The sequence below is a fragment of the Ferroplasma sp. Type II genome, from assembly GCF_000496155.1.
In genome coordinates, this window is sequence record NZ_KI542686.1 from 51400 (window position 1) to 64060 (window position 12661).

The 12661-nt window shown below is 37.9% G+C and carries 14 protein-coding genes; 8 read left to right on the plus strand and 6 right to left on the minus strand.

The window, feature by feature from the left end; translation table 11 throughout:
• Positions 1-3: 3 nt before the first annotated feature.
• The 7 genes from AMDU4_RS01730 (at position 4) to speB (ending at position 7277) form a co-directional block, all read left to right on the plus strand.
• Positions 4-171 carry a hypothetical protein gene (locus AMDU4_RS01730; protein WP_290703894.1) on the plus strand — a complete coding sequence of 56 codons (168 nt, stop codon included), beginning with the start codon at positions 4-6 and terminating at the stop codon, positions 169-171.
• 901 nt (positions 172-1072) lie between these two features.
• The gene (gene iorA, locus AMDU4_RS01735; protein WP_009887229.1) at positions 1073-2962 is read left to right on the plus strand and encodes an indolepyruvate ferredoxin oxidoreductase subunit alpha; all 1890 of its coding nucleotides are present in this window, start codon (positions 1073-1075) and stop codon (positions 2960-2962) included.
• Positions 2959-3591, plus strand: a complete 633-nt coding sequence (locus tag AMDU4_RS01740) for an indolepyruvate oxidoreductase subunit beta (RefSeq protein ID WP_021786260.1) — start codon at positions 2959-2961, stop codon at positions 3589-3591. The genes iorA and AMDU4_RS01740 overlap by 4 nt, the downstream gene beginning before the upstream one ends.
• Before the next feature lie 212 nt (positions 3592-3803).
• On the plus strand, positions 3804-5054 hold the full coding sequence (locus AMDU4_RS01745) for an amidohydrolase family protein (protein ID WP_009887231.1): 1251 nt from the start codon (positions 3804-3806) through the stop codon (positions 5052-5054).
• 19 nt (positions 5055-5073) lie between these two features.
• Complete coding sequence (locus AMDU4_RS01750; protein ID WP_021786261.1) at positions 5074-5940, plus strand: DUF6159 family protein; 867 nt, start codon at positions 5074-5076, stop codon at positions 5938-5940.
• A gap of 84 nt (positions 5941-6024) precedes the next feature.
• Entirely contained in the window at positions 6025-6414 is a 390-nt protein-coding gene (locus AMDU4_RS01755; RefSeq protein ID WP_009887233.1) for a translation initiation factor IF-5A, read from the plus strand.
• Positions 6372-7277 carry an agmatinase gene (gene speB / locus AMDU4_RS01760; protein WP_009887234.1) on the plus strand — a complete coding sequence of 302 codons (906 nt, stop codon included), beginning with the start codon at positions 6372-6374 and terminating at the stop codon, positions 7275-7277. The genes AMDU4_RS01755 and speB overlap by 43 nt, the downstream gene beginning before the upstream one ends.
• A 2-nt stretch (positions 7278-7279) precedes the next feature.
• On the opposite strand, the gene AMDU4_RS01765 is transcribed toward speB, so the two are convergent.
• From AMDU4_RS01765 to AMDU4_RS01790, 6 genes are all read right to left on the minus strand, one after another.
• Entirely contained in the window at positions 7280-7810 is a 531-nt protein-coding gene (locus AMDU4_RS01765) for a 50S ribosomal protein L16 (protein ID WP_019841616.1), read from the minus strand.
• A gap of 140 nt (positions 7811-7950) precedes the next feature.
• Positions 7951-8967, minus strand: a complete 1017-nt coding sequence (locus tag AMDU4_RS01770) for an APC family permease (RefSeq protein WP_021786262.1) — start codon at positions 8965-8967, stop codon at positions 7951-7953.
• Between the two features lie 18 nt (positions 8968-8985).
• The gene (locus AMDU4_RS01775) at positions 8986-9369 is read right to left on the minus strand and encodes an APC family permease (protein ID WP_021786263.1); all 384 of its coding nucleotides are present in this window, start codon (positions 9367-9369) and stop codon (positions 8986-8988) included.
• 86 nt (positions 9370-9455) lie between these two features.
• On the minus strand, positions 9456-10550 hold the full coding sequence (locus tag AMDU4_RS01780) for a hypothetical protein (RefSeq protein ID WP_009887237.1): 1095 nt from the start codon (positions 10548-10550) through the stop codon (positions 9456-9458).
• Positions 10551-10652: 102 nt separating this feature from the next.
• Positions 10653-11366 carry an alanyl-tRNA editing protein gene (locus tag AMDU4_RS01785; protein ID WP_009887238.1) on the minus strand — a complete coding sequence of 238 codons (714 nt, stop codon included), beginning with the start codon at positions 11364-11366 and terminating at the stop codon, positions 10653-10655.
• Between the two features lie 63 nt (positions 11367-11429).
• Positions 11430-12182 carry a tRNA pseudouridine(38-40) synthase TruA gene (locus AMDU4_RS01790; RefSeq protein ID WP_009887239.1) on the minus strand — a complete coding sequence of 251 codons (753 nt, stop codon included), beginning with the start codon at positions 12180-12182 and terminating at the stop codon, positions 11430-11432.
• A gap of 369 nt (positions 12183-12551) precedes the next feature.
• On the opposite strand from AMDU4_RS01790, the gene AMDU4_RS01795 reads away from it, so the two are divergent.
• A partial coding sequence (locus AMDU4_RS01795; RefSeq protein WP_021786264.1) for a ribbon-helix-helix domain-containing protein occupies positions 12552-12661 on the plus strand: 110 nt, incomplete at its 3' end.

Genomic DNA, 12661 nt, shown 5'->3' on the forward strand with positions numbered 1-12661 from the left:
ACCATGACCCTAAAATCCCATTATAAAATAATAATTTCGATTATAATTGTGATAATACTATTCCTGCCACTGATCATCTACTATTACCCATATAATAATACAGAATACAACAACAATGGTGAAAGTATTAATGTAAAATATTTCCATAATGAATATTCAAGTCTCTCTTAAACATTGGATGGGTATATAAGCAATCCAATTTCTTCACTCCCATAGAAATGTTGGTATGGTGAATTCCCAGGCAAGAGAGAATTTCATTGTCTCTTAATTATTCTGGATTCTTGAAATCCTGGGATTACCAGAACACCGCCTTGGGCCGGTTATTTGCCCATTCTGCAAGTGCCTTGTTCAGATCAGGAACTATTGTTGTGTTGATTAAATCGATGAAATGTCTCTTCATTCCAAGATCTTTTCTATATATATACCAACTCTTTCACGTATAGATCAACTTTCACCTCTAGTACATACAATATTTCTCACGAGACGGTGTTTTAGGCAATAATTCACTGCCTAGCATAATAAGTATGAATCACCCATTTATATACCCATTAAGGGTTGATTAGATCCATATTCAATATATGCCTGCATGTTCAACTCTAATTATTCTGCAAGCTCCTATTCCCTAGGCAATAGTGAATTATACCGTTAAAATGTTTTCTGTGGATTAATAGTATGCATGCCCCTGTAACTATTTCGGGCATACTCGGGTATAATGGTTTTAACCATATACAATTGTGGTTACAATACTTAATTTTGACATATAAATTTACATCTAGATTAACAGGATTTTTCAGTTCGGGCAGATTATGCGTCATCAGGTATGAATGCACGAATTCATAAAATAGCTCAATAAAGACCTGGTAAGTCCTTCTTGTATTCAAGCTGGATATCTGAGGCTCGCTTATACATCATCTCGTATAATAATTTTAATCACAACACCATTATGTAAGTTTAAGTTCTATCGGTGAAACAGGATTACTCACTGCTTTAGCATGAGACAGCTCACCGTGGCAAATATTGTCTAACTTTACATATAAGGGTATCTGTTAATTTAGAGATTGATTATAATTATATGATATATATGGCAGACCTTGTCCAGTTCATTGATAGTAAAATTGAAAAGAACCCAGTTTTTCTTCTCGGCAACGAAGCGATTGCACGTGGAGCAGTCGAGGCTGGAATCGAATTTGCATCCAGTTATCCGGGTACCCCTTCAAGTGAAGTAGGAGAGACGCTTTCTCATGTTGCAGACAAACTGGGGATCAAATTTCTCTATTCAGTAAACGAAAAAGTGGCACTTGAAAGTGCCTTTGCCGCCTCCATTTCAGGAATGAGATCACTGGTTTTCATGAAGCATGTGGGTTTGAATGTTGCGTCTGATCCCTTCGTCAGTATTGTCTATACAGGGACAAGGGGTGGGCTGGTAATCATGACAGCCGATGATCCTTCAATGTTCTCTTCACAGAATGAACAGGATAACAGGCATTACGCTGATCTTGCACATATTCCAATGATTGAACCTTCAAATCCCCAGGAGGCCAAAGACTTCGTGAAAGCAGCCTTTGAACTTTCCGAAAAGTACCATATTCCAGTCCTGTTCAGGACAACAACAAGAGTTAGCCATATGAGAGGTCCGGTCAATGTTGGAGAAATACCCAAAATAAAGGGAACCAGAAGAGTTTTTGAAAGAGATCCAGAAAGATTTGTAAGCCTGCCAGTCAACGCAATTGGATTGAAAAAAATGCTCATGGAAAAACTTGGTGAAATTGCAGTGGAATCTGACATGTCATTCATGAATAAGGCGCAATCTAACATGGTCAGTGAAATTGGTGCAATAACATCAGGTTCAGGATACAATTCCCTTATGGATGCAGTAGCTTCTCATTCTATTGAAATAGACGTCCTGAAGATCGGCTTCACCAACCCTTTACCCCGAGGAATGATTGCCGAATTTCTGAGAAAACATGATAAAGTGGTGATAGTTGAAGAACTGGACCCCTACATGGAAGAAAAGATCAGGGCAATTGCGCAGATAAATGGAATCAGAACCAGGATCTATGGAAAACTTGATGGTTATTTTCCCCTAGTTTATGAACTGAATCCGGATGCTGTGCTTCAATCCCTGGCCAGAATTTTAAATATGCCAGGATATATTCAGGGCAAATCACCAAAAACAGGAGTGGATCTCCCACCCAGGCCACCTGTTCTATGCCCAGGATGTCCCCACAGGGGTACTTATTACGTGGTTAAAAGATCAGTCAGAATGTCAAACATCAAAAATCCAATATATGCATCAGATATAGGTTGTTATTCACTTGGTACTTATGACCCATTTGATGAGGCAGACACCTTAATATCCATGGGGTCGTCTATTGGTGTAGCAAATGGTTTTTCCATGGTTACCGATCAGAAGGTCATAGCATTCATAGGAGATTCAACCTTTTACCATTCTGGCATTCCGCCATTAATAAACGCCGTGCACAACAACCTGAACATGCTTGTTATTATAATGGATAATGGCACAACAGCAATGACAGGTCAGCAACCAAATCCAGGGAATGAATTGGATTATAATGGAAAGCCCGTTACTGGAATTCCAATAGAGGATGTTGTGAGGGGAATTGGTGTAAGTAATGTATCTTTGCTGGATCCCTATAATCTCAAGGAGTCTTTTGCAACTATAAACAGGTCGTTGCACCAGACCGGAGTTTCAGTTATCATCTCAAGAAGGGAATGTGCCATAATTCGTGATAGAAAACTCCGTAAGAATGGTGAAATTGAGATTTATACGGTAAACCAGGATAAGTGCGGCAAATGTATGAATTGCGTGGAGAATTTCTCGTGTCCAGCACTGTTTATAGAAAAGGGTGAGATACAGATTAACCCCTCGATTTGCGATGGTTGTGGGGTATGTGCTGAACCACTTGTCTGCCCATTCAATGCAATAGAGGTGAAGAAATGACTTATAATATTAGACTTGCTGGGGTTGGTGGGCAGGGGATAATAACCGCAGGAAATATAATCTCAGAAGCTGCAATGAGGTCAGGGCAAAAAGTTATCATGTCAGAGATTCATGGGCTCTCGCAAAGAGGCGGTTCTGTCACAGTAGACGTGAGGATTGGAGACTGTTATGGGCCCATTATTTCACAGGGTTCCTGTGATCTTGTCATTGGGCTTGAATTAATAGAAACATTTCGTGCGATCGAATCCTTTGAAAACGTTGGAACAGCACTTATGAGCACAGAGAAAATCAATCCAATATCCCTGAGCATGCATAAGAAGGAATATCCATGCTTGGAGGATCTGATGGAAAAATACGGCATGGGAACAAAGATATACCCTGTTGAGGCGGGAGAGATAGCAATGGAAGCAGGATCATCAAAAGCGGTTAACATAGTAATGATCGGTGTAGCACTTGGTTTAAATCTATTTCCCATGACTGCCGATGAAGTTGTTTATGTTTTAAAAGACACATTTCCCGAGAAAAAACTCGGCATTAACATGAAAGCACTTGAACTTGGAATTGCACTGTCTGGGCGTATGAAAACCAATATTCGGGAAAATTCAACAATACAGAACAGAAGTTCTTAACTACAGGAAGCAGAATGCCGTTTCAAATGTGCACGTTTCAAATCCCAGCAGAGTACTGAGATGCCTAAAAGGTGTCCTTAACTCACAGGCATCTCTTAAGGTGTGAAACTTCTCCATAAATCCTATAAAAACATAATATCAGAATATGTAGTATTGTCCATTAACAGTCAGAATCCCATAAAGAATTATTAATAATATTGGGATTACCTCCCATGAGTATTCTGATCAAGGATGGAACAGTAATCACAGAAAATGATACCAGGGATATAATACATGGCAACATTCTGGTAGAGGGAAATAAAATAGCATATGTGGGAAAAGAGAAACCAGACCATGATGAGGAAATAAATGCTAAAAACAGGGTTATCATTCCAGGATTCATTAATACACATACACATGTTGGCATGAGTGGATTCAAGGGGTTACTCGATGACATTGTACTTTCAGAATTTCTGGACAAAACGTCAAAACTTGATTCACAGCGGACAGATGAAGGCATTTATAATTCCAGCCTTCTTGGCATGAACGAGATGATAAACTCAGGAACCACATCCTTTGTTGACCTTTATTATTCAGAAGATATTGTAGAGAAAGCTGTGGAGAAAATCGGCATGAGAGGCTTCCTTGCATGGGCCACCCTTGATCAGGAATTTACTACACAGAGAGGCGACCCTGTAAAAAATGCAGAGGCCTTTATCAGAAAGGAACACCCGGGCACTGTAATTCCTATGGCCGGCATTCAGGGCATATACGTATCATCTGATGAGAACTATTACCGCGTAAAAGAACTGGCTGAAAAATACAACGTTATGGTGCACACACATCTTTCTGAGACCAGAAAAGAGGTATATGATTTTGTAAAAACACATAACGAACGGCCTGTGGAACATCTTGGCGCAATAGGTTTCCTGTCAGATAGAATTATTGCTGCCCACTGCGTCTGGATTACGTTGAATGAAATCAAGATTCTTTCAAAATATAAGACTTCAGTTTCATGGAATGCAATAAGCAATGCCAAGCTTTCATCCGGTGGCATAGCACCTGTACCAGAACTGTTATCCAATAATGTGAACGTCTCTCTAGGAACCGACAGCTCAGGAAGCAACAACTCTCTGAACATGTTTGAGGAGATGAAATATTCCGCAATATCAATAAACAACGACCGCTGGTCAGCCGACACTGTAAAATCACAGCAGATCATGGATATGGCCACCAGAAATGCGGGAATTGCATTAAAATCCCCCATAGGAATAATTCGTGAGGGATACCTTGCCGATCTGGTTATACTTGACATGAACAAATACAATACAATGCCATATAATGATTCTAATATAGTCAATAATATAGTGTTTTCAGCCAACCCTGAGAATGTAGAATCGGTTATGGTAAATGGAAAAATTATCCGCTCAAAGAATTTTAACACCACGGAAGAGTCAAAATTTGCGGAAGTAAATTATTTATAACCCATAATAATACACTTCTATGTTTGAAAGCCTAAAAAGCGGCTGGAAACTCGCGAAACAGGTTAGAAAGAGTATTTCAGGCAATAAAAAATTATATTTATATCCCGTAATAACTGGCCTGATCAGCGGTATCATATTCATTGCCACCTTTGTTCTGCTCATTCTTGAGGTACCTGTTACACCCTATTCTGATTATTATTATATTCTGGGTATTTTTCTGGCATATGTATTCACGTACTTCGTTGCAACCTTGCTGATAATAGCCATGATGATATCTTACCGTGGTTACAGGTCTGGAAATCCGGTTTCCATGGGACAAGCCCTATCCATTTCAAGGCAGTACTCAGGCAAGGCATTTGAATGGGCAATACTCTATAGCGTGCTTTTGATGATACTGAGAGCAATAGAATCACGGGTCAGGGGAATAGGCGGCATAATTATTGCTTCAATGGGATCATTTGCAATAACTGTGGCTACTTTTTTTGTAGTTCCATCTATACTTGATTATAAACTTGGGCCCATAAGAGCAATAGAGAAAAGTGTGGAAACAATAAAATCCCATTTTGGAAACACATTCGGCGGTGTCATATACATAGATATTTATACACTTATTTTCACAGGTTCCGGTTTCATATTACTGTTACTCTCAGTAGTTCTTGCAGGGGCAGGAATACCCTTTGCTGTCATCCTTCCCATTATAATAATTGCCGTGCTTTTGATAATTCTTGGATTGATACTCAACTTTACATATACTAATATTTTCAAATTAATTCTGTTTGATTATATCAACGGCAAAGGACTGCCGGATGGACTGGATGAAAACCTGATAAATTCATCAATCAGGCGTAAGGGTGGAACTGGTGGTTTTGGGAATATGCCATTTTGAATTACGCATTCAATAAAAAGTACTAAATAGCCATATAGATATAAAAATATATAAAGGCTTAAAATATTAACCAAAGGATAAGATATGAGCTGGACAGAAGCTGAAGTTAGGGAATTAAAAGTAGGAAGATACATGTTAATAGATGATTCACCCTGTAAAATAGTTGATATTACAATGTCAAAACCAGGTAAACACGGTGAAGCAAAAGGGCGAATTGTCGCCATAGGAGTATTTGATGGGCAGAAGCACAGTGTTGTTTACCCAGTGAAACATAAAATCAAGGTTCCTATAATCGTTAAAAAGAATGCACAGATACTTTCTATTGCAAATAATGAAGCACAGATGATGGATTCTGAAAGTTTTGAAACATTTATTTTGCCAATAGAGCCAGAAGATCAGGATAAATTAAAACCGGGAATGGAGGTGCCATATTGGGAAGCTATGGGAAAAAGGAAAATAATGCTGCAGAATTAATGTCGCAGTTTTCCAATCTAAAAATTGCTGACGCGCTGGCCAGCTATGAAGATGCAGATTATGTGATATTCGGGGCCCCATTCGATAATACGTCCAGTTACAGGAGAGGTTCCAGGCTGGCACCCAATTCCATACGGGCTGCCTATGATAATCTTGAATCATATGAGGTAAATTATGGTATAAACCTTCTCGATGCAAAAATATGTGACCTTGGGGACCTCCCGGTTTATGAGGATGTTGATTATATACTCAGTGAGATTGAAACGGCCACTGCTACAATATTCCACGACAAGAAAATACCGGTAATGCTTGGTGGTGAGCACTCCCTTACAGTAGGTGCACTGCGCAACCTTAAAGATATTACAATGGTAATTATTGACGCCCATTCTGATTTCAGGGATTCATATATGGGCAATAAGAATAACCATGCATGTGTTACAAGAAGGGCTCTTGAACTCCTGGGTAAAAACAAAATAATCTCAATAGGGACAAGGTCAACATCATACGAGGAAATAGCTTCAGGAGAATATGAAAATGTTAGATTCATCTCAGCAAATGAGGTCCGTGCATCAGGCATAGATGAAGTTATAAGCGAAGTTATGGAAAAAACATCGGATAGGGTTTATTTCTCCATTGATATGGATGGTTTCGACCCGGCATATGCACCTGGCGTTGGAACTCCAGAGCCATACGGGCTTACATCATATGATGTTCGCAGCATATTAACATCAATATCAGATAGAATAATTGGTTTTGATATAAATGAAATGACGCCACTATACGATAATGGCAATACATCAATGCTTGCTGCAAAATTAATTCAGGATTTTATAGCGAGCCGTGAAAAGGCCCTAAAAAAATAAATTTATAATCCCATTTTTGAAGTTATTTCTTTTCCCTTTGTTATTATTACCTTGCATGGTGTAGGCAATTTTATGGAAGCTTTCTTTAAAGCATCTTTCATGGTTTTAGCGCTGGCTCTGTCTACCTTCCCAACCATAATAATTTCTCCAATATGGACTCTTGCGGCTGTTCCTACCGGTTTTCCAAAAGCCATTCTCATACCACTGGATATCCTATCAGCACCTGCTCCGGTAGCCATTTTATGTTCACGGATTACCTGGTGCGGGTACACGCGTATATGAAGGAAATAATTTCCAGCTCCCACGTTTTCAAGTAATTTCCTGTTAATAGAAATTCTTGCAGCTTCCAGGGCTGTATGCCTTATCTGGCACGCTTCTTCTGCTACTAATTGCATTTCAATTTCAAATTCCCTTTTCTGGTTACCCTGTACGAATGTGGTAATCTTGGGGTAAGGAACCCCGCCCATAAACTCCTTTCTCGTATATGCTGGGCCTGAAATCTTTGAATACATTCTTGCTGGTTTAGTTACCATAATAATCTATTCATGAATTCATGCGCGTATAAAAACATTTACGAAAATATCCGGTAAAAAATTTTATAGCTCCATCCAGGAATTCAAAAAAATATTGCTATTTGATTATTAAACTAAAGTAATTTATCCAGTGGCAGTTATTAATCCACTGCATCTGCGGGCGTTTCTTCTACTGTTGTGGAACCTGCATTTTTGACAGTGTCAGGTCTCTTTATCCATGTAATTAATGTAATTGCAAGTACAACTACTATTATTACGATTCCCAGCACTGATGCAAAGTTATATGGATATGCAGGAAGGGGGAAGAAATTTGATGCCAGTACAGCTATAAGGGCAACTATTGAAATTACAGGTGCAATCAAATATCCGGTGAGGGTTTTTTTGTTAATTTTCCCTGCCTTAAATGTTGAAATTATAAGACTTGAAGAAGATATGGATCTGATCAGGAATGAGAAAAATGCATCGGCAAACAAAAGCACGTAGCCTCCATCTATGGGGCCAAAATATATCCCGAATACCATGCACAGGAATACGGATATAGCCAGAATGAAAATTGTTGTATAAACAGGAGTTCCATTTTTGTCAGTGCGGGAAAATATTCCGGGGAAAATTATATTATCCCTGGAAAATGCGTAAAATATCCGTGTCATGGAAGTTCCCATAGATATATTGTTTCCCATGAAACTATTGACAGTAAATATGAAGAGAAGCCCGAACATTATTGGGCTCACTTCTCTGAAAAGAACTAACCCATTATCCACAGAATTTCCAAAGGATAGCATTCTCGATGGCCCCCATGCAACTGTCATAGCATATGATAGGAATACTATAGTAACGCCTATTATAATTGAGGAAATTAATAATGATTTTGGAACCGTTTTTTTGGGTATATGTGCTTCTTCAGAAATTGCAGTTAATGCTATAGATAACCCTATAAATGTTACCACGGACAGGGTAAGGGAATGTGCGAATCCTATGATCCCGCCACTGGCAATAAACGGCGAAAAAACCGCAAGCGTATTATTCTTCCCTGCAAGTATAACAAGGCCTATTCCCCCGGCTATAAGAATGATGAATTCTGCGATCCCGGTTATTATCTGGTAATTTGTGGAAAACCGGATTCCCTTATAGAGTATTATAAAGGTTATAACATTCAATGCAAGTACTATGGGAATCTATAATCCGCCGGTCAAGATTTTACTATCAAATATGCCAAAAAATCCAGCAAGTCCAAGCATGCCAAACCCCGCATAAGCAAATATTGTTCCGAAAAGCAAATTCCACCCTTCGAATGTTGCCATGAATCCCCCTATACTCTTTCCCACATAGGTAAAATCACTCCCTGCGGAAACATACTTGCTGGAAAACCTGTAGGAAGTATTCAATATAGTTAAATATATAAGAAAACCCACCAGTATTGATAGTGGAGTTGCGCCCAGAGCTACCAGTGCTATACCTCCAAGGAGATACGCTATATCAGCGGCGGGAGCAGTCATTCCCCAGCCCTGCCATACAAGCCTGTTTGTTCCAAGAATATTTCTTTTTAAATTATCTGCCACGGAAAACGATAAAAATGTTATCTATAAATATATTGTAGCACAGAAATATAACAATATTGTGATATAAAATAATACCTGTTTCCTATTTATGGTTGCCTCCTTCCTATAATATTGTTAATAATTATATTATATGGCCCTGTGTAATCTTTATCCAGTTTCTGGCCACATTTTGTGCATTCAAGGGACATATCTGGCCCTATCCTGTATTCCACGTTTCCACAATTGGGGCATGCACTTCTTATCCAGAGCTCATCAGGTGGTGTTTTGATCCTTGGCTGAATTTTCGCTGCCGTATTGGGTTCTCCAGATTGTGCCGGTTCATCCGTGCCTCTTTCCCGGGAGGCTTTTCTATTTCTATCTACAATATAAAAAGTCACAGTGTAAAGCCCGAGAAATGCCCATATAAATATGAAAACTGAAGTGATCGATGATACTATAACATTGCCGGCAAAGGCAGTAAGTGCAAATTCAATGAACGAGGAAACGAAACTGGCAAAGACTGATCTTAATAATCCATATCTTATATAAATAAAGCTGAGTGCCAGTGTTGAAAGGTAAATTAGAATGGAATCATAAATATTATAATTTGTAATTAGGACAGCTACTGCTGCGGGCAATATCATAAAAACTATCAGATACTCTTTAACATGACCGTAGGGATTCAGGAACGAAGAAAATTTGAACTTTTTTGTAGCCAGCAGAATTATGGCAATTAATATTGTAATAGGTATAAACTCAAATATGAGAACCTGAAAAACAGAACTCATGAGATAGATAAAATTCTGTTCCCCTAATGGCATTTTTGATACCGGGCTAACTGCTATTGACGGATCAAAAACTTCTATAATTACAGAGGAAAATACGAGCAAAGCCATGTAAACAGCAAGTGCAGAGAAATAATACTCATTATTTTTTATATCAAAACTTGCAAATTTAGTGCTGTTATAAATGAATGGTGTGAAAGATGCCAGAACTATAATAATGCCTGATATTAGAAATATATATGCCAGATTGCTGGTAACGGTAATATGAAGGTAAAAATAGGAACCTGAAACACCTATTATTGAGTTTATGTCTTTGATAAGAAAAGGGATTGTAAAAAAGAATCCAAGAACAGCTATAGCAATTCCAATATACGAAATGCCCCTGTTCAGTCTATTTATTAAATTCAGTTCATCCATTTAAAATCATATAAAATAATCATAATTCAACCTATCGGTTTTACAGACTTAATTAAAAATTCTCGCCGGGAATTTATAAAAATAAATTATGCAGGCATAAATTTATTTCAAAGTTATTGTAAGCCGTTTATCTATTTTCCCTTTAACGGTTGAACTGGCCACTTCTATTTCGCCTACTTCGGATGTAGTTGCCGTATAGAGGCCATAATCAGACTGCAATGGAAGCCCCGCAATGTTTATGACCCTCAGTTCTTCATCATCTGGCAATGTCCCCGTGGAATAGCTCATTCTCTGTTTTTCCCGTGGAAAATCATTATTGTTCATGTATTCTATCTTTATGGGAATGTTCTGCTTCACTATTTTGTTTGCTTCCTCAGTGATATTTTTTACTATGTCTTCTGTAATGTTGTCTATATAAAGATCAACCCATGCTTTGTCATCATATGTCTGGCTTATTCTTGATTTGGCGTTGTAAAACTTATAAGCCAATCCAGATATTATAAACATGGCCGTCCTGAATCTCATATGGATACTCCTGACATCCCAGTCCAGTTTCTGCTGAATTGTTTTTCCAACCACATTCTCCGGATATGTATCCAGAGAAATAAGGTGAATATAGTCCCCGTCTGTCCACACGTCCACTATTCCATAAGTTTTTCCGTCAATAACTATTTCACCCTTATCATTCTGCTGCCCATCCATAGTAGGGAAAAAAATAGTTTTGTCCACAGTCAAATCTGTAAATTCACACATAAGGACTTTCCCCTCGCATTCCTTTAAGTATGAGTCCTTTAAGAATATCTGTTCTGTTATCATTAAGCACATAAGAACTTATTTCTATATAATTTTATTTTTATTTTTTCATGAATAATATGCATATTATTCCTGTTTGTCCCGATTATTCCCAAAAATATCATAAAGCATATACCCCGTCCTGGTAATTTTTTCTTTTTCCATGAAATAATGATTATGGCGTTTAAAATCGAAGTTTTTGAAAGTTACATTATCATATGATATATCCATTAATACCAGGGGCTCCGGGCTTGCCAGATACGTAAATTTGTTTTCCAGTGAGAAAGGGTGTTTTTTCCCCATAAGTGCAAAAGCCATCATGCTCCGTATCTGATGCCATACAAAACTACGCCCCTGGATATTAATTATGTAAAATCCATTGCGGGTTGAATAATTTATTGATTTTATAGTTCTTACAGTATTCCTACTGTCCAGTTTACAAAAATTTACAAAATCATGCTGCCCCACAAATTCTCCAAGCGTTTCCATTACCCTGGATATATCAATATTCTCAGTTATAATATATGAATATTGCTTCATGGAGTTGTGCCTGGGGTTTAAATATCTATCAAGTGCCGAATAGGAATAAAAGAACATTCCTGGAATTCTGGCGTTCAGGATTCCCATGACATTTCCTATATTTGTATCTGTGTCAACCAGCATAACATTTCCCCTTGCCGATACATACCTATCAGTTCTTGCTGCACTTTCAATGTTATTTCCAATACCGTATTTTTTCAGTATTTTTATAATTGAATCCTCAACACTGTTTTCACCATTCCCCCTTTGAAAACCCGTAAATGATGTTCCATCATATCCATATTTTATAAGATAATACATTGTTTATCTCTAATTTTTGATAAGGCTTTGCTATCAGGCAATGCTTCCCATGCACATTACCCTCTCTGGGAGTTATATTATTTTTGTGCCTGTTCCCTGAAGGTCTCCAGCTTTCTACACTTTACCCTTACATGCAAATAAGGTTTTATCATGTTAATTGTTCTTGCGGCTACGCCACAAAGCCCACAATTTGAATATAATGCATATTAATAAATCTTTGTGTGTTGAGTTGTATAATTTTAATGTTTTATTGTCCTACTGAACCATATACTTTTTATTAATACCGGTTACATAGGAAAATGTACATTATGGTGTTTCTAAAAGTAGTATGGCAAAACTTTATATCGGGTTTTAATTTAATCCATTAAAATGTCGGTCCCTTACAGAATTACCATCAGAGTTTCTGAAGATTTAATTAATCAACTTCAGGAAATAGTGGAAAAAAATCAATATAGCAGTATTTCAGAGGCAATACGTTT

Coding starts and splice junctions, on each gene's coding strand:
- AMDU4_RS01730 (WP_290703894.1), top strand. CDS start 4: ATGACCCTAAAATCCCATTATAAAATAATAATTTCGATTATAATTGTG.
- iorA (WP_009887229.1), top strand. CDS start 1,073: ATGATATATATGGCAGACCTTGTCCAGTTCATTGATAGTAAAATTGAA.
- AMDU4_RS01740 (WP_021786260.1), top strand. CDS start 2,959: ATGACTTATAATATTAGACTTGCTGGGGTTGGTGGGCAGGGGATAATA.
- AMDU4_RS01745 (WP_009887231.1), top strand. CDS start 3,804: ATGAGTATTCTGATCAAGGATGGAACAGTAATCACAGAAAATGATACC.
- AMDU4_RS01750 (WP_021786261.1), top strand. CDS start 5,074: ATGTTTGAAAGCCTAAAAAGCGGCTGGAAACTCGCGAAACAGGTTAGA.
- AMDU4_RS01755 (WP_009887233.1), top strand. CDS start 6,025: ATGAGCTGGACAGAAGCTGAAGTTAGGGAATTAAAAGTAGGAAGATAC.
- AMDU4_RS01765 (WP_019841616.1), bottom strand. CDS start 7,810: ATGGTAACTAAACCAGCAAGAATGTATTCAAAGATTTCAGGCCCAGCA.
- AMDU4_RS01780 (WP_009887237.1), bottom strand. CDS start 10,550: ATGGATGAACTGAATTTAATAAATAGACTGAACAGGGGCATTTCGTAT.
- AMDU4_RS01785 (WP_009887238.1), bottom strand. CDS start 11,366: ATGATAACAGAACAGATATTCTTAAAGGACTCATACTTAAAGGAATGC.
- AMDU4_RS01790 (WP_009887239.1), bottom strand. CDS start 12,182: ATGTATTATCTTATAAAATATGGATATGATGGAACATCATTTACGGGT.